Raw genomic sequence first — 15909 nt, 5'->3', positions numbered from 1 at the left:
ATTAGACGACCAGCGCAATTCGGCGCTTGGAACCGCGCGCCCCCATGCAGATCAACACCAACCTCGAGTCGCTCAACGCCCAACGCAGCTACACGCGTTCGAGCGCGGATCTGGCCGTGCATGTGCAGCGGCTGTCGAGTGGGTTGCGCATCAATTCGGCCAGCGATGACGCGGCCGGACAGGCGATCGGCGATCGCATGACGGCGCAGATCAATGGCCTGCACCGGGCGACGCAAAATATCAATGATGGCATTTCGCTAGTGCAGGTCGCCGACGGCGCTGCCGGCCAGTTGACGGAAAATTATCAGCGCATGCGCGAACTGGCGGTGCAGGCGGCCAATGACACCAACAACAAACTCGACCGGCAGTCGATCCAGCAGGAGGTCGATGCGCTGGTGGCGGCCAATGTCGATATCGTCGACGACACCCGTTTCAATGACCGGCGGCTGCTGGATGGGTCGTTTTCCGACCAGTTGCAGGTGGGGTCGCAATCCGGGCAGACAGTGGCGCTGCGCATTCCGCAGGCGGTGATCCTGCCAAGCATTACGCGCGCCATGGTGAACATCGCGCCGCAGCAGTCCACCGCCACCGGCACCGCCGTGATCGGCGCGCTGCAATACGGCGACCTGGCGATCAACAATGCGGTGGTGGGCGCGTCGGTGGCCGGCGCGCTGCCGGGGCAGGGGGCGGATAGCGCTTATGCACTGGCGGCGGCGGTAAATGCCGCCAATATCCTTGATGTCTCGGCATCGGCCGTCACCACGCTGACCGGCGCGGTCGGCGCCAGCGGTTCGCTGGGCAGCGGCGCGTTCTCGGTAAACGGCGTGGCGATCGGCGCGATTGCCGGCGCCACGGCTGCGGCGCGCGCGGCTGATGCTGCAGCAGCCATCAGCGCGGCGGGCGTTGGCGTGAGCGCCAGCGCCAATGGCGGCATCCTGACCGTCACTGCCGCCGATGGCCGCGATATTGTGCTGACCGAATCGTCGGCTGGCGCGCTGGCCTCGTTGGGGCTGACGCCGGGCGCGGGTAAAGGGGCGCTGACGATTACCGGTGCGGCGGGCCCTGGCAGCCATAGCATGCGGATCGGCGGTGCCAATCCCGCCAAGGCGGGACTGGTCGCAGGCACGCAGCCTTCGGTGGTGGTCGGGCCGCCGGAACTGGTTTTGCAGAATATCTCGACCCCGGGCGAGCCGCCGATGGACTTATCGACCCACAGCGGCGCCAGCGACGCGCTGGATTATCTCGACGCCAAGCTGGCGCAGGTGGACGATGTCCGCGCGGCGCTGGGTGCGTTCAACAACCGGCTGACTGCCGCCGCGAGCAATGCCAGCAACACGGCCGACAATCTGTCGACAGCGCGCTCGCGCATCATGGACACCGACTATGCGACTGAAGCGACGCAGCTGACGCGCAGCGATGTGCTCAGCCAGGCCGGCGCGGCGATCGTCGCGCAAGCCAACGCGCTGCCGAAACAAGTGCTGCAACTGCTGCGCTAAGGCCTCCGCCGCCTCCCGCGCCGCCTACCACCGCCAGCGCGCCGTGCGCCAACGCCTGCTGCGCATAGGCCTCTTTACCGTCGCATGCCACGGCGTCCACGTCTTCACCGACGGCCAGCCGAAGGTCCGCGCCACGCCAGCAAACGCGCCGCCGCCACGCGCGCGCTGGACCAGGCAGGCATCCCGTGGCGCATCGTTTTCACCAGTCCCGGCCTGTCGGGCGTGTGGGCTGCCGCCATCATTGCGCCTGCTGGACGCGCCATCGCTGCCGCCGCTGCCCGAGATCGGCCTGCGCCTGTACCGCGCCGCGCCGCATCTGAGCCCACCGGCCCAGCACGTGCATGACATCGTCCTGCAAGCGTTGCTCTGAGTGACTATTGGATAGATTCCCAGCAGCAAAACTCTATAAAATTTCCCCTTGGAATTCTTTGTTGTTAAGCAAGAATCCAGTTCACTACAGGGAAAATAATGAAAAAGATGAAAACCATCCAGTTGCTGGCGGCAGTCATGGCCGTATCGGCGCTGGCCGGCTGCGCCACCGAAAGTTCGCAAGCGGTCGCCGTGGCCACCACGGCCAGCGCCACCAAGCCATACGCGGGTCCACGTTCGCCGATCGCGGTCGGCAAGTTCGACAACCGCTCCAGCTTCATGCGCGGCGTCTTCTCGGACGGCGTCGACCGGCTGGGCAGCCAGGCCAAGACGGTGCTGATCTCGCACCTGCAACAGAGCAACCGCTTCAACGTGCTGGACCGCGACAACCTGAGCGAAATGAAACAGGAAGCCGGCTTCAAGCAGCAGGCGCAATCGATCAAGGGCGCCGATTACATCGTCACCGGCGACGTGACCGAATTCGGCCGCAAGGAAGTGGGCGACCACCAGCTGTTCGGCATCGTCGGCCGCGGCAAGACCCAGGTGGCCTACGCCAAGGTCACGCTCAACGTGGTCAACATCGCGACCTCGGAAGTGGTGTACTCGGCGGCCGGCGCCGGCGAATACAGCCTGTCGAACCGCGAAGTGCTGGGCTTTGGCGGCACCGCCAGCTATGACGCCACGCTGAACGGCAAGGTGCTGGACCTGGCCATGCGCGAAGCAGTGGACAAACTGGTGGCTGGCGTCGACGCCGGCGCGCTCAACCTGCGTCGATAAGGCGGACCTTCATGCACATGACGAACATCAAGCGCGCCGGCCTGGTGCTGGCGCTGGCCGGCACGGCCTTCCTGACCGGCTGCGCGTCGCCGCCGAAAACCTTGTACGGCTGGGACGGCTATCAGCCGCAGGTGTATCAGCACCTGAAGGGCGAGAGCCCGGACCAGCAGATCGCTGAAATGGAAAAGGCGCTGCAAACCATCAGCGCCAAGGGCGCGTCGGTGCCGCCGGGCTTCCACGCCCACCTCGGCATGCTGTACTCGATCGCCGGCAAGTCGGACCAGATGGTGGCGCAATTCGAGGACGAGAAAAAACTGTTCCCGGAGTCGGCCACGTATATGGACTTCCTGCTGGCCAAGGTAAAGAAGGGTGACAAGATATGATCAAGCGATTCCTGAAACTGGCGGCCTGCGTGGCGCCGATGCTGCTGGCCGTCGGCTGCGCCAGCAACAAGCCGGCGGCGTACGACTACACCGCCTTCAAGGCCGCCAAGCCGCGCTCGATCCTGGTGCTGCCGCCGCTGAACAATTCGCCGGAAGTCAACGCCGGCAACAGCGTCTATGCGCAAGTGACGTATCCGCTGGCGGAAGCCGGCTACTACGTGCTGCCGGTGGGCCTGGTGGGCGAGACCTTCAAGCAGAACGGCATGACGGTGGCGCAGGATATCCACACGCTGCCGCCGGCCAAGCTGCAGGAGATCTTTGGCGCCGACGCCGGCCTGTACATCACCATCTCCAAGTACGGCGCGACCTATACCGTGCTCGATAGCGTGGTGGTGGTCTCGGTGCAGGCCAAGCTGGTCGACCTGAAAACCGGCACCGTACTGTGGACCGGCGCCGCCAGCGCCTCCAACAACGAAGGCGGCAACAACGGCGGCGGCGGTTTGATCGGCGCGCTGGTGGCGGCGGCCGTCAAGCAGGTCATCAACAGCACCACCGACCAGTCGCACCCGGTGGCCGGCGTGGCCAGCGTGCGCCTGCTGTCGGCGGGCATGAACAACAACGGCCTGCTGTACGGCCCGCGTTCGGCGCAATACGCGACGCAGTAACTACTTGCTGATGCGGGTGCCGGCCAGCTGCGCCACGCCGGACAGCGTGGTCTGCGCCGCATTCAGACCAAGCAGGAAGTCCTTGTCGGAATAGGTGTCGTAGTTGTCGGTCGGCTGGTGCCAGTTCGGGTTCCAGCCGGCGCCGATCTGCTGGCCGCGCTCATTCTCGCGCAGCGAAATCGACGGCACCAGATCCATGAACGGCGTCGAATCGGTATTCGTCATGTGGAAGCCGACGGCGGCCGGATAGTTGGTCGCATACTTGTCGTTGGCGGCGCGGAAGGCCCATGCCAGCCTGGCCGAACCCTCGGCCTGCTTCGACACCGCCTGGTACTCGATGTTGACATCCGCCTCCAGCCGCTGCTCCGGCGGCGACACATAGATGGTCTTGCCGCTGGCGTCCTGCTTTGGTATCGGCATGCCATGGTCGTACATCATCATGTCGTGCTGGATCATGCCCAGCCACTTCGGCTCCGGATACTTGCCCGAACCTTTCGGCGATTCGATGCCCTGCAAATCCTTGCGCTGCTCGACGTAGGCAGCGGCGCCATTCAAGCCGGTTTCCTCGTTGTTCCACAGGATGAAGCGGATCGAGCGATCGGTCTCCACGCCCGGCATGCTGAAGATGCGCGCCAGCTCCATCACCAGCGCGGTGCCGGAGCCGTCGTCGTTGGCCGCTTCGCCGAAGCCGATGCCGTCCATATGGGCGCTGACGATGTACATCTCTTCCGGATGCGTCTTGCCGACCTTGGTGCAGTAGACATTCTCGCGCAGCGAGGTGCCGACCGGCGTCTGCTCGGCGTTCAGCGCGCGCAGGCGCTCGTTGGGCTGGCGCATCGGATCGGCATTGACGCCGGTCGGAATGCGGTTGCCGAACAGCGTGCTACCGCCTTGCCCGGCCGGACCGCCCGCGCCGCCACTCGGAATACCGGCCGCGCGCCGGGCTGATGGCGCGCCAGGCGCCGGCTGGGTGAACTGGTATTGCAGGCGTTCCGTATTGGTGCAGCCGTAGGATTTGAGTTGCGCCTCGATCCAGTCCAGAGCATCGCGGTTGCGCTGCGTGCCCTGGCGGCGGTCGCCGAACTGGGCCAGGCTCTTGATGGTGGCCTTGTATTTGTCCAGCTCCAGCTGCTTGACCAGCACCGAGACGGGATCGGCTGGCGCAGCCTCCTGCGCCAGCGCCAGTGGGGCGGCCAGCGCCATGGCCAGGACTGCGCTCAAACCTGCAACTGCTTTCATGGGTCATCCTTTATGGTTAAAAGTGCCCGGCCATTGTGCATGAGAGGCGCGCGCCGTGTGAAGTAAATCCGTGTAAGCACAACACCACACTGCGATACAAATCGCCGAAATCCAGCAATTTTTCAGACAAACGCGCTTGGGATTATCGGTCACCACCCAAACCCCGTGCGCACCATGAGCCTATCTTCACACACCTTCAAATCGACCGCGCCACGCCTGATGCGCAGCAGTATGTACCTGCTGGGTATCTTCCTGTTCTGCTTCAGCTACTGGCTGCATCGCTCGTTCGGCAAGCCGGATATCGAGCAGATCACCTATCACATGAATTTTGGCGTGAAGCTAATGAACACGGTGGACCCGGCGGTGACGCGTCGCTTTATCCGCTGGTGCGTGGTGGCGCCGCTGATCTTCTTCGCGCTGCTCTGCTACACGGAGCGGCGCGGGCGCCGCGTGCTGGCGCGCCGTTCGCAGCGCTGCCGCGCGATCTGCTCGCGCCTGAACAAATGGGGGCCGCTGGCGGTGGTGTTCAGCGCTGCCATGTTCTGGATGTGTGACGTCTCCGCCTTCAAGTACATCACCTCGGACTTTGGCCCGGACTATTTCGGCGCCAACTACGTGCCGCCGAAATCAGTGCCGCTGGTGGCCAACAAGCCGAAGAACCTGATCCTGATCTACGTTGAAAGCCTGGAGCAGGGCTACACCGACCGCAAAGTATTCGGCCATGATCTGCTGGCGCCCCTGACCGAACTGCATGGCACGAATTTCCCCAGTTACGAACAGGTGCCGGGCACCGGCTGGACCATCGCCGCCATCGTCGCCACGCAATGCGGCGTGCCACTGGAGCGGGTGACGGTGTTCGACCCCAACACACAGGGCCAGGTGATCAACTCCTTCCTGAAGAATGCCGTGTGCCTGCCGGACCTGCTGGCGGAACAGGGCTACCGCAATGTCTTCATGGGCGGCGCCTCGACCAGCTTCGCCGGCAAGGACAAATTCCTCAGCCAGCATCACTACCACGAAGCGTACGGCCGCGAAGAGTGGCTCAAGAGCGGCGTGCCGGAAAGCGCGATGAATGGCTGGGGCTTGTACGATGGGGATCTGTTCAGCCGCGCCAAGACCAAGCTGCGCGAACTGTCGGCCGGCGGGCAGAAATTCAACCTGACGCTGCTGACGGTGGATACGCATGAACCGGAAGGGTATTTGTCGACCGGCTGCGCGCAGCGCGGCTTCAACGGCTTTGACGGCGTGATTGCCTGCACGGCGGTGGAGGTGGCGGACTTTGTGCGCTACGCCAGGGACAACGGTTACCTGGAGGACACCAACATCGTCATCCTCGGCGACCACCTGTCGCGCAAGAATCCGCTGACCGACCAGCTGACGCAGCGGCCCGACCGCACCATCTTCAACAGCTTCATCGCCAAGGACGCGCCGCTGCCGAACCGCGCGCAACTGCTGCACTTCGATCTGATGCCGACCATCCTGGAATTCACCGGCTTCTCGCTGGCGGACGGGCGCATGGGACTGGGCTACAGCGGCTTCAACCAGCACGCGCTACAGCCGCCCCCGGGGCGTTTTGCCGAGATGGACAAAAGCCTGATGAACCACTCGGATCAGTATATGGCGCTGTGGTCGGACCCGGAGTCGGACCACTAGCGGCGGGGACAAGTTGTCAATCCCGCGCAAAGCCGCGTAAAATGCGTGGCACGCGGGTGTAATTCAATGGTAGAACGGCAGCTTCCCAAGCCCCGCCGCCTTGTTAAAACCCACTGTTCATGCGGGTTTCAGACGCATTATTATGCGATCACACCAAAATCCCAAGTTAATCAACAAGTTATCTGCCAGCACATTTTCGATCCCACATCTAGCTGGAAAAGCTGCCGATACGGTGTGATGGCTAGCCATTATTTGCGTCGTCCCTTTTTCGCGGCTTTGATGTAAATCGATGCAATCAGCTATTCGGAAATGAATGCAGCGATAGCTTCGATTTCTCCTATGGTGGTATTGAACCACTCCTTGCTTGGAATGTTTTCTCGCCACTTTCCACGTGAACGCAGGACGTTGTGGATGGCGGCTTCCACGAAGCCCACACGCTTAACTGGCCAGCGCCCTAATATGACGGGATTGTCGAACATTGCGGATCCTTTGCATTGTTGACTAACACGCGCGTCCACATTGTCTAGCGTCATACCGACCTTGATCGGAAAAGGCTGGTTGCTTCTCAGAAGGATAGGAAAACTAAATGCATAAATCCAACCGTCATATTCCGCAGCTTCGGTGTCTCCGTCCTCCAATGCGGATTCTCTAACTTCATCCTCATCAATGTCCTCCGGAGCGGGTAGTCTGTACAAGCCGCCGCCGACACGAACCAACTGGCCGGTATTTTTCGCGATGAACGGGACATAGAATTTGATATCGCTTACGACGGATTCTGTCCGATCTGACTTCGCCCGTTTGATTTTGATTCCCTGTTGTTCAGACGTCAGGTATTTGTCTACAATCTGTTTAACGAAGTCAATCAGGCGAAATGGCTCCCCGCCTTTGACTTCAGACATTTCAAGTATTTCCGGAAGAGCCTGATACCGCGAGAATTTATAGCAGAACGAGGCTGTCGGTTCGAAAATGAACTGCATGGAACTTCCTTCAAGGTGAGCCGCGTGAATTGTTCTATTTATAATAGTTGATTGTCATATTTTCGTACAACAATTATTGGTCACGTAGTAGGCAAAAAGGTAACTCCTCCCATTTTTGGAGCGCGCTAAAAGTAGAGGTTAAGCGGCCAAGGCAAGCTTTATGTTTTGGGGTGATTACCGAAGTAGTAGACGCGCCAGCGTTGAGGTTGTCGGCATTCGCATTGACGGTCTAGCGACCATCAACGAACGGAAGCTCAACATGACGAACAAAAAGCTGCAAGGGAAACATCTGTCCAGTGAAGAGCCCCCTGAGCTGAAGAAGAAAATCGAGCAGTTGCTCCGGACACGCTAGAAGCAAGACCACGCGACAGCGATGGAGGAAATCTACGCCTTGCTGACGTAAGAGGGGATTTAGCATAAGATAGATGCTTGTTACCTCATTATTAAACAAATATTTAATTGCTTGTTGTTAACTTGTGAGCCCAATTGACCAGCTCCGTTTCTCAGTGCGCGATCTCATCAATAATGTTGAGGTTGGGCCTGCGCACGTCCCGTTAGCGCTGCTCGGAGAGTTCCAGAAGGATGTTACTGATTTCCTGAGAGGGGCAAGCCGCGATGTGGACCCTACGCAAGTTCAAGTTTCGATTGAATCAGGTTCACTCGCATTTGCTGCATCAGGATTGCTTGCCGCAACAACATTATGGACAGACCTAGCCCACATTACGTCTCCAGACGCATTGACCTTAATTGATCCTAAACGCGCCAGCGTATTGGAGCGCTGGCAAGCTGTCGCACGCGAAAACCCGAACCGAAGCTATACCGTTGCGGACAAGACAGGCCGGGCATTTTTTGTGGTGGACGCGCGGACCAACTTGACTAAGATTGATGATGTATGGGTGCAAGTTGAAAAGTATCTGCACGGAAAAATTGTCGATATTGGTGGGAAGACAAAGGCCAACGTACACCTTGAACTTGAAAATGGCCAGACTCTGACAGTTAGCTCCAGTCATGATCTTTTGGCGCAAGACGAACGAAATCGTCTTTACCGACCAGCATTGTTGCATGTAACAGCGGAGGAAAATTTGCTTACGGGTGAGTTGCGTAATCTGCGCTTATTGGCATTCGAGCCCCATCAGTCCAGTTATGATGATGAGGAATTTAGGTTAATGGTTGAACGAGGAACAAAGGCCTGGGAAGACGTAGTCAACGCAACGGAATGGACTGATGCGCTGCGCGGCGGTCAAGCATGACGCCCTCAGTATTGCTGGATACGAGTTTCTTGATTTCGTTGGTTGGCAGCAGTCGCCCTAATCATACTGTCGCGGCTAAATACTATCGATTGATGCTTGACCAAAATTTGGCGATGTACTTTTCCGCTATTGTGGCAGCGGAAATTTCTATCAAACAGCCGATCACCGATTTTCCGCTGAAGAATTTTCGAACAGTCCCGTTTAACATCCTCCATGCAGTAGAGGCTGGACGCGTCTGGAATGCGCTGGGATCTCGCGATAGCGGCGATGCACGCGGAGCGATTCGCGATGACGTGAAACTGATCGCTCAAGCTGACCACGAATCGATTCCCTTTATCATTACTGAAGACGCTTCGACTCTCTTCAAATATTGCGAACGGTTGCGAAGCGCCGGGAGCGTGAAGGTCCGGGCCATTAAACTGGCTGACGGGTTTGATGCCAATGCGTTTCGCTTAGATGGTCAGAAAGGGCTCGATCTGGACGATCCGAAGTGAAGTTGGAATTGCGACCATCACACCTTGGTGACATTGGCCATCAAACTTTCGATCACAGCGGCCATGCAGCAACGTTGTCAACACTGGGCAAAGCCGCGTAAAATGCGTGGCACGCGGGTGTAGTTCAATGGTAGAACGGCAGCTTCCCAAGCTTCATACGAGGGTTCGATTCCCTTCACCCGCTCCAGCCGCTTTCAGGCAATTCGATCCAGCGCTTTTTTGTAAGCGATATTCCCTTGTCGCTTTCCTGCCGATAGGACGTAGACGGTGACTGTGTCATCGATGACGCGGTAGACCAGACGATATCCCTGAGCCGCTAGCTTGATTTTGTAAAGCTCCGTACTGCCGCTGATGCATGCGTTGGGAGCAAGGTTAGAGGTCGTCCAGCGTTACCCTTATAGGTTTTTTACCGTCTGACATTCTGGCCTCGGCGATTTTCAGCAATTCCTTATCCGCCAGCGTCTCTTGGATTTTCGCCCGCGATTCGGCAGTTAGAAGATAGCCGACTAACCGGGCCAATATCGCGTCCATGATCAAGCCTCTAAAGATCTTTTAACAGGCCTTATAGTAGCACTGGCTCTCGATCATCCCTTGCCCGGCGCGGCCTTTACCAGGTTGTTGCGCAGTTTGGCGACGGCTTTTTGCAGGGCCGGGAATTCTTCGGCGGTCAGGCCGGTGGCCTCGCGCAGGTTCATGTGCAGCGCGCTTTCGCGCAGGGCGCGGCCTTCGGCGGTCAGGCCGACGCGGACGACGCGCTCGTCGGCGGGATCGCGCGCGCGGTGGACGTAGCCCATCGCTTCCAGCTTTTTCAGGATCGGCGTCAGCGTATTGGATTCCAGATACAGCTTTTCACCCAGGCCGCTCACGGTCTGGTTGTCTTCTTCCCACAACGCGATGATGGCGATGTACTGCGTGTACGTCAGCCCCAGCTTGTCCAGGATCGGCTTGTACGCCTTGCCGTAGGCCAGGTTGGCGGAATAAACCGCAAAGCATAGAAAGTCGGCCAGCTGCGGGGTGGTCGGTTTGCTCATGGTGCACCTCCTTGTTCAATGACTAGATTATACATCGCATCCGATTTAATCGGAATTGCTTGACACGCCAAAATTTTCCTGTAATATTCAACGCATGCGCTTCTATCGGATGCGATATAAATCAAACCAACCAAGGAGTTTCATCATGACCAAGCAAGTTCTGTACACCGGCAAAACCCGCACCACCGGCGGCCGCGACGGCGTCGCCCGCAGCGATGATGGTCGTCTGGATATTCAACTGTCGCGGCCCGGCAGCAGCGGCCAGGGTACCAATCCCGAGCAGCTGTTTGCCGCCGGCTGGTCGGCGTGCTTCATCGGCGCCATGGGCCTGGTGGCCGGCAAGCTGGGCGTGAAACTGCCGGCCGATCTGGCGGTCGATACGGAAGTGGACCTGAACAAGGACGACAGCGGCTTCTTCCTGGCCGCTCGCCTGAACGTCAGCCTGCCTGGCCTGGACCAAGCCACCGCGCGTGCCGTGGTCGACGGCGCCCATCAGGCCTGCCCGTATTCCAAGCTCTCACGCGGCAATATTGATGTTGAGATCAATCTGGCCGGGGAGGCATGAACATGAACCGTCAGATCTTCGCCGCCACCGCGCTGGCCATCACTACCTTGTTCGGCGCCGCCGGCGCCCACGCGGCCAGCCCGGCCGGCTTCACCAACATCAAGCAGATCAACGCCGGCGAGTTGAATGTCGGTTATGTCGACGCCGGTCCGGCCAACGGTCCGGTGGTGATCCTGCTGCACGGCTGGCCATACGACATCAACAGCTACGTCGATGTAGTGCCGAAGCTGACCGCGCAAGGCTACCGTGTGATCGTGCCGCACCTGCGCGGCTACGGCACCACGCGCTTCCTCGACGCCAAGGCGATCCGTAACGGCGAACCGGCCGCGCTGGCGACCGACGTTATCGCGCTGATGGATGCGCTGAAGATCGACCAGGCCACGTTGGCTGGCTATGACTGGGGCGCGCGCACGGCGGACATCGTCGCGGCGCTGTGGCCGGAGCGGGTCAAGGGTCTGGTGTCGGTGAGCGGTTATCTGATCGGCAGCCAGGAGGCCGGCAAGCAGCCACTGCCGCCAGCGGCGGAACTGCAATGGTGGTATCAGTTCTACTTCGCCACTGAACGTGGCAGCGTGGGCTACGAGAAGAACCACCACGACTTCGCCAAGTTGATCTGGAAGCTGGCGTCGCCGGAATGGAAGTTTGATGATGCGACCTACGAGCGCAGCGCCGTGGCGCTGGACAATCCGGACCACGCAGCGGTGACGGTCTATAACTACCGCTGGCGCCTCGGCCTGGAGCCGGGTGAAGTGAAGTATGCGGGGCTGGAAGCGAAACTGGCGGCGTCGCCGGGCATCTCGGTGCCGACCATCACGCTGGAAGGCGACGCCAATGGCGCGCCGCATCCGGAGCCGGCGAGCTACGCGAAGCGCTTCACCGGCAAGTACAAACATGAACTGATCACCGGTGGCATCGGGCACAACCTGCCACAGGAAGCGCCCGAAGCATTTGCCAACGCGGTGATCGAGGTGGGCCGTCTTTAACGCACGAACAGTGCAATCAGGATGACGATCGGCAGGGGGATGCCAAGTAACAGCAGTAAGATCGAACGCATGGTGTTCTCCTTGTTTTAGATGGTGCGCTGGGTGATCAGCACGCGAGCGTGGTCGCGGTTACGGCCGCCGGCAATGGCGGAGACGGCGGCGATGAAGGCGCCCAGCAGCAGGGCGACGAACATCCACAGTGCCGAGTGAGCGGCAGCTTTACGGGCTTCTTCGGCGGCGGCCATGGCTTTGGCTTTGGCGTCGGCAGCGGCCTGGGTGGCCTGAGCGTAGATCAGGTCGATGCGCTGTTCGGCTTCGGCCTGCGTCATGCCGGTGCGTTTGGCAACCAGTTGGGCGAGGTAGACGCGGTCTTCACCGCTGATCTTGCCCGCTGCCAGGTCGGTCAGCAGGATGCGGTTGATTTCCGAACGCTGCGCGTCGGTCGCTACGTCGCCGTTTGGCGAACGCAGGATCATGTCGGCGAAGTAGGTGTTGCTACGGCCAGCACCCGCGTTGGCGCCGGCAGTGGCACCCGCTGCGGCAGCTACCGGAGCGGCAGCGGTGGCGACAGCGGCGCCGGTGTCGATGGTGCCGCTCAGGGCAGCGCGCGCGCCGCCAGCCAGCACGGCCACGGTCACCAGGGTGGCAACCGCCCAAGCCAGCAGGCCGTGGGCGGTGTCGCGGAAGTAGACTTCATCGTTATGGATGCTGGCCCATTTCACGCGCAGACGGCCGGCCATGTAGCCGCCGATGCCGGAGGCAGCCAGCTGCATGAAGGCGATCCAGATCACGCTGGCGGTGCCCAGCGGTTTGTCGTTGTACTGGTACGGCGAAACCGACGACAGGCCGAGGCCCATGCCGAGAATCAGCAGGATGAAGGACAGCGCGGCGGCAGCGGCTGCGCCGGCCAGAATGGCGCCCCAGGAAACGCCGGAAGCGTTGCCGTCGACGGCCGGCACGGCGCCCACCGCCAGGCCTGGCCCTGCATTGAGAGGTTGTGTTTGCATGATTACTCCTTATTGTTGGTGAAGTGATCATGCGCTGCGGCGGGCCGTTGGTATGTTCGTGCTCCAACATATGCGCCACCTTGGTGCAGATTGACTATACTTGTGGCCTCATCTATGGAGGCCATCGCGCATGAACCACGTCGGACCGCAGCAGCGTTTATCTACCCGTCTCGCATTTCTGGCCGCCGGCCTGGCCATGTCGGCCTGGGCGCCGCTGGTGCCGTTCGCCAAAACGCGGCTGGCGCTGGGCGAGGCGGAACTGGGCCTGCTGCTGCTGTGCCTCGGCGCCGGTTCGCTGGTGGCGATGCCGGTGACCGGCATCCTGACGTCGCGCTACGGCTGCCGGCTGGTGGTGCTGATCTCCGGCGCCTTTACCTGTTTGTTCGTGCCCGGCCTGGCGTACGCGCCCACGCCGCTGCTGTTGGGTGCCACGCTGTTTGCGGTCGGCGCCTCGATCGGCACGCTGGATGTGGCGATGAATGTGCAGGCGGTGATCGTCGAGCGCGAAAGCGGCGGCTCGCTGATGTCCGGCTTCCATGGCCTGTTCAGCGTCGGCGGCTTTATCGGCGCCGGCTTGATGGCGCTGATGCTGTGGGCCGGCATGACGCCGACCGCCTCGGCGGCCGTGGTTGCGGCGCTGGTGGCCTTGTCATTGATCCTGTGCGCGCCGCATCTGCTGCGCGAACCGGATGCGGCGGAGCGCGATGGCCCGCTGTTCGTGGTGCCGCATGGCGCGGTGATTTTCATCGGCGCGCTGTGCTTCCTGTCCTTTCTGGCGGAAGGCGCGATCCTCGACTGGAGCGCGCTGCTGCTGACGGTGGAGCAGGGGCTGGACGCCAGCCGTGGCGGCCTCGGTTACGCGGCGTTTGCGATCGCCATGACGATCGGCCGCCTGACCGGCGACCGTGTGGTGCGCGCGCTGGGCGGCAAGCGCGTGCTGCTGTTGGGCGGCTTGTGCGGCGCGGCCGGTTTCTTCCTGTCGGTGCTGGCGTCGTCCGCGCCGCTGGCGCTGGTTGGCTTTGTGCTGATTGGACTGGGGGCGTCGAACGTGGTGCCGATCCTGTTCACGGCGGCCGGCAACCAGACCTCAATGCCGGCCAGCCTGGCGATTGCCGCCGTCACCACGCTGGGTTATGCCGGCATTCTGGCCGGGCCGGCGATGATCGGCTTCGTCGCGCATGTCTCCAGTTTGAACCTGGCCTTTGGCGGCCTGGGTTGCTTCATGCTGCTGATCGCCGCCAGCGCCCGACTGGGCGCTGCCCGCAAAGCCTGACCGCCGTCGTCATTCCCGCGCAGGCGGGAACCCATAGTCAGCATGGATTCCCGCCTGCGCGGGAATGACCGTTCTCAGGCAATTTTTCGTTCGCCGCGCTGCAGCAAGTGTTCGACCATGGCGCGGTGGTCCGGCAGGTCGGCCAGCGCGCGGTGCGACACCTGCTCGATGGTGGCGAACTCCTTGCGGGCTTCCTCCATGCGCGGCAGCGTCCTGGCGTTGGCGTACAAGTCGGTCGGATACTCCATCCCGTACAGCACATACTGCCAGCTCGATGGCGGATACATCTCGTAGTCCACCACGAAGTCCATGCGGTGCGGCGCGCGCCTGCGCCACATGGCCAGCTTGTCCTGCAATGAATCCGGAATGCTGGCCGCATCGGCGTTGTCGGTCCAGAAGGCGTGGTCCTTGCGCTGCGTCAGGCAATAGTGCAGCTTGACGAAATCGACGACGCGCTCGTAGCGCGCCTTCATCATCTCGTTGTACACCTTGGCCACCGGTTCAAAGTCGCCGTCATGCGGGAACAGGTAGCTGACCAGATAAGCCGCCGTTTCAATCAGGCCGATGCCGGAAGATTCCAGCGGCTCCAGGAAGCCGCCCGACAAACCGACCGCCACGCAGTTCTTCACCCAGTGCTGCTCGCGGTAGCCGACGTTCAGCTTGAGCTGGCGGGGATTCAGGCCGTCGGACGCCTTGCCGATGTAGCCGCGCAGGACTTCTTCGGCGCGGGTGTCGTCGGTATGGCGGCTGGAATACACATAGCCGATGCCGCGCCGCTGGTGCAGGCCGATGTCCCAGGTCCATCCCGCTTCGTGCGCGGTGGAGATGGTATAGGACGGAATCGGCGCATCCGGACGTTCGTACGGCACCTGCATCGCCAGCGCGCGGTCGACAAACAGCACGTCATTGATGTTGCGGAAGCTGGCGCCCAGCGCTTCGCCGATCAGCGCCGCGCGGAAGCCGGTGCAGTCGATGTACAGGTCGGCCGTCAGCACGCCGGCTTCCCTGGTGTGGATGGCGCCAATCGCGCCATCGTCATCCAGCGCCACCCGTTCCATCGTGGCCTGCACATGCTGCACGCCCAGCGATTGTGCGTGGGTGCAGAGCAGGGCGGCGAACTTGCCGGCGTCGAAGTGATAGGCGTAGTTCAGCGGGCCCATGAAGTCGGCATCGCTCGGGCGCTTGGGCGCGCGCGACGCATCGGCCACGCGCTTTTGCATTGTGGCGGCGGCGGCGAACGCCACGCCGGGGCCGGCCGCGCCTTGCAGCCAGTACGGCAGCAGTTCCGGACCGCCAGGGCGCTGGCTAGGCAGGCTGAAAGGGTGGAAGTAGTGGTCGGCGCCGGCCGCACCGGGTTCGCGCACCCAGTGGTTGAAGCGGATGCCCTGTTTGAAGGTGCCGTTGCACTCGCGGATAAAGCGCGCTTCGTCGATGCCGATGGTGGCCAGCGTGCCCCGTATCGACGGGAACGTGCCTTCGCCAACGCCGATGATGCCGATTTCCCTGGACTCCACCAGCGTGATGCGCACGCTGCCGGGGTCCGCGCCGGTGCCCAGTTGCTTCGCTAAAAAGCAGGCTGTCAGCCAGCCGGCGGTGCCGCCGCCGACGATCAGCACTTGTTTGACGCCATCTTTTGGTAACGTTTTCATAGCACTTTTGTCTCCCTAGTGCAGCAAAGTAACCCTATCGAAAGCAAGGGGATACAACGTTGCTACAATTTTTAAATTGACATCTCCAAACATGATTA

The 15909-nt window shown here is 61.3% G+C and carries 17 protein-coding genes and 1 tRNA gene; 12 read left to right on the top strand and 6 right to left on the bottom strand.

The features are described 5' to 3' along the window. Window positions 1–44: 44 nt before the first annotated feature. The 5 genes from GTP55_RS08520 to GTP55_RS08500 all read left to right on the top strand — a co-directional run bounded on the left by GTP55_RS08520 (window position 45) and on the right by GTP55_RS08500 (window position 3690). Window positions 45–1496 carry a flagellin N-terminal helical domain-containing protein gene (locus tag GTP55_RS08520; RefSeq protein ID WP_161044507.1) on the top strand — a complete coding sequence of 484 codons (1452 nt, stop codon included), beginning with the start codon at window positions 45–47 and terminating at the stop codon, window positions 1494–1496. A 43-nt stretch (window positions 1497–1539) separates the two neighbouring features. Then, window positions 1540–1866: a hypothetical protein gene (locus GTP55_RS08515; RefSeq protein WP_161044506.1), complete on the top strand. Its 327-nt coding sequence runs from the start codon at window positions 1540–1542 to the stop codon at window positions 1864–1866. Between the two features lie 98 nt (window positions 1867–1964). After that, complete coding sequence (locus GTP55_RS08510; protein ID WP_161044505.1) at window positions 1965–2642, top strand: CsgG/HfaB family protein; 678 nt, start codon at window positions 1965–1967, stop codon at window positions 2640–2642. Between the two features lie 11 nt (window positions 2643–2653). Further along, the gene (locus GTP55_RS08505; protein ID WP_110845479.1) at window positions 2654–3025 is read left to right on the top strand and encodes a DUF4810 domain-containing protein; all 372 of its coding nucleotides are present in this window, start codon (window positions 2654–2656) and stop codon (window positions 3023–3025) included. After that, window positions 3022–3690, top strand: a complete 669-nt coding sequence (locus GTP55_RS08500) for a DUF799 domain-containing protein (protein ID WP_161044504.1) — start codon at window positions 3022–3024, stop codon at window positions 3688–3690. Before GTP55_RS08505 ends, GTP55_RS08500 begins: the two co-directional genes overlap by 4 nt. Here GTP55_RS08500 and GTP55_RS08495 read toward each other — a convergent pair whose 3' ends face one another. Next, window positions 3691–4929: a M28 family peptidase gene (locus tag GTP55_RS08495; RefSeq protein WP_161044503.1), complete on the bottom strand. Its 1239-nt coding sequence runs from the start codon at window positions 4927–4929 to the stop codon at window positions 3691–3693. A gap of 174 nt (window positions 4930–5103) precedes the next feature. Here GTP55_RS08495 and GTP55_RS08490 point away from each other — a divergent pair, with 174 nt between their 5' ends. Next, window positions 5104–6582 carry a sulfatase-like hydrolase/transferase gene (locus GTP55_RS08490; protein WP_161044502.1) on the top strand — a complete coding sequence of 493 codons (1479 nt, stop codon included), beginning with the start codon at window positions 5104–5106 and terminating at the stop codon, window positions 6580–6582. 299 nt (window positions 6583–6881) lie between these two features. On the opposite strand, the gene GTP55_RS08485 is transcribed toward GTP55_RS08490, so the two are convergent. Beyond that, entirely contained in the window at window positions 6882–7559 is a 678-nt protein-coding gene (locus GTP55_RS08485; protein WP_161044501.1) for a GIY-YIG nuclease family protein, read from the bottom strand. A 476-nt stretch (window positions 7560–8035) separates the two neighbouring features. Here GTP55_RS08485 and GTP55_RS08480 point away from each other — a divergent pair, with 476 nt between their 5' ends. From GTP55_RS08480 to GTP55_RS08470, 3 genes are all read left to right on the top strand, one after another. Then, a complete protein-coding gene (locus tag GTP55_RS08480) occupies window positions 8036–8809 on the top strand; it encodes a hypothetical protein (RefSeq protein ID WP_202423623.1) in 774 nt (257 codons plus the stop codon). Continuing rightward, a complete protein-coding gene (locus GTP55_RS08475) occupies window positions 8806–9303 on the top strand; it encodes a PIN domain-containing protein (RefSeq protein ID WP_161044500.1) in 498 nt (165 codons plus the stop codon). The genes GTP55_RS08480 and GTP55_RS08475 overlap by 4 nt, the downstream gene beginning before the upstream one ends. Window positions 9304–9416: 113 nt before the next feature. Continuing rightward, window positions 9417–9490, top strand: a tRNA-Gly gene (locus GTP55_RS08470). 185 nt (window positions 9491–9675) lie between these two features. Here GTP55_RS08470 and GTP55_RS08465 read toward each other — a convergent pair. Continuing rightward, a complete protein-coding gene (locus tag GTP55_RS08465) occupies window positions 9676–9834 on the bottom strand; it encodes a hypothetical protein (RefSeq protein ID WP_161044499.1) in 159 nt (52 codons plus the stop codon). A 53-nt stretch (window positions 9835–9887) separates the two neighbouring features. After that, window positions 9888–10334 (bottom strand): MarR family winged helix-turn-helix transcriptional regulator, encoded by a 447-nt coding sequence (locus GTP55_RS08460; RefSeq protein ID WP_161044498.1) that lies wholly within the window; start codon window positions 10332–10334, stop codon window positions 9888–9890. 145 nt (window positions 10335–10479) lie between these two features. On the opposite strand from GTP55_RS08460, the gene GTP55_RS08455 reads away from it, so the two are divergent. After that, the gene (locus tag GTP55_RS08455) at window positions 10480–10899 is read left to right on the top strand and encodes an organic hydroperoxide resistance protein (protein ID WP_161044497.1); all 420 of its coding nucleotides are present in this window, start codon (window positions 10480–10482) and stop codon (window positions 10897–10899) included. After that, a complete protein-coding gene (locus tag GTP55_RS08450; protein ID WP_161044496.1) occupies window positions 10896–11882 on the top strand; it encodes an alpha/beta fold hydrolase in 987 nt (328 codons plus the stop codon). The genes GTP55_RS08455 and GTP55_RS08450 overlap by 4 nt, the downstream gene beginning before the upstream one ends. Window positions 11883–11968: 86 nt before the next feature. Here GTP55_RS08450 and GTP55_RS08445 read toward each other — a convergent pair whose 3' ends face one another. Then, a complete protein-coding gene (locus tag GTP55_RS08445) occupies window positions 11969–12889 on the bottom strand; it encodes a hypothetical protein (protein ID WP_161044495.1) in 921 nt (306 codons plus the stop codon). 130 nt (window positions 12890–13019) lie between these two features. On the opposite strand from GTP55_RS08445, the gene GTP55_RS08440 reads away from it, so the two are divergent. Further along, on the top strand, window positions 13020–14162 hold the full coding sequence (locus tag GTP55_RS08440) for an MFS transporter (RefSeq protein WP_161044494.1): 1143 nt from the start codon (window positions 13020–13022) through the stop codon (window positions 14160–14162). A 74-nt stretch (window positions 14163–14236) separates the two neighbouring features. On the opposite strand, the gene GTP55_RS08435 is transcribed toward GTP55_RS08440, so the two are convergent. Continuing rightward, window positions 14237–15811 carry a tryptophan halogenase family protein gene (locus GTP55_RS08435; RefSeq protein WP_161044493.1) on the bottom strand — a complete coding sequence of 525 codons (1575 nt, stop codon included), beginning with the start codon at window positions 15809–15811 and terminating at the stop codon, window positions 14237–14239. Window positions 15812–15909: the final 98 nt, after the last annotated feature.

It is taken from the genome of Duganella margarita (genome assembly GCF_009857535.1).
Lineage (GTDB): Bacteria > Pseudomonadota > Gammaproteobacteria > Burkholderiales > Burkholderiaceae_D > Rugamonas > Rugamonas margarita.
Note: the sequence above shows the minus strand (reverse complement) of the source record. Positions and strands in the feature narration are given on the sequence as shown.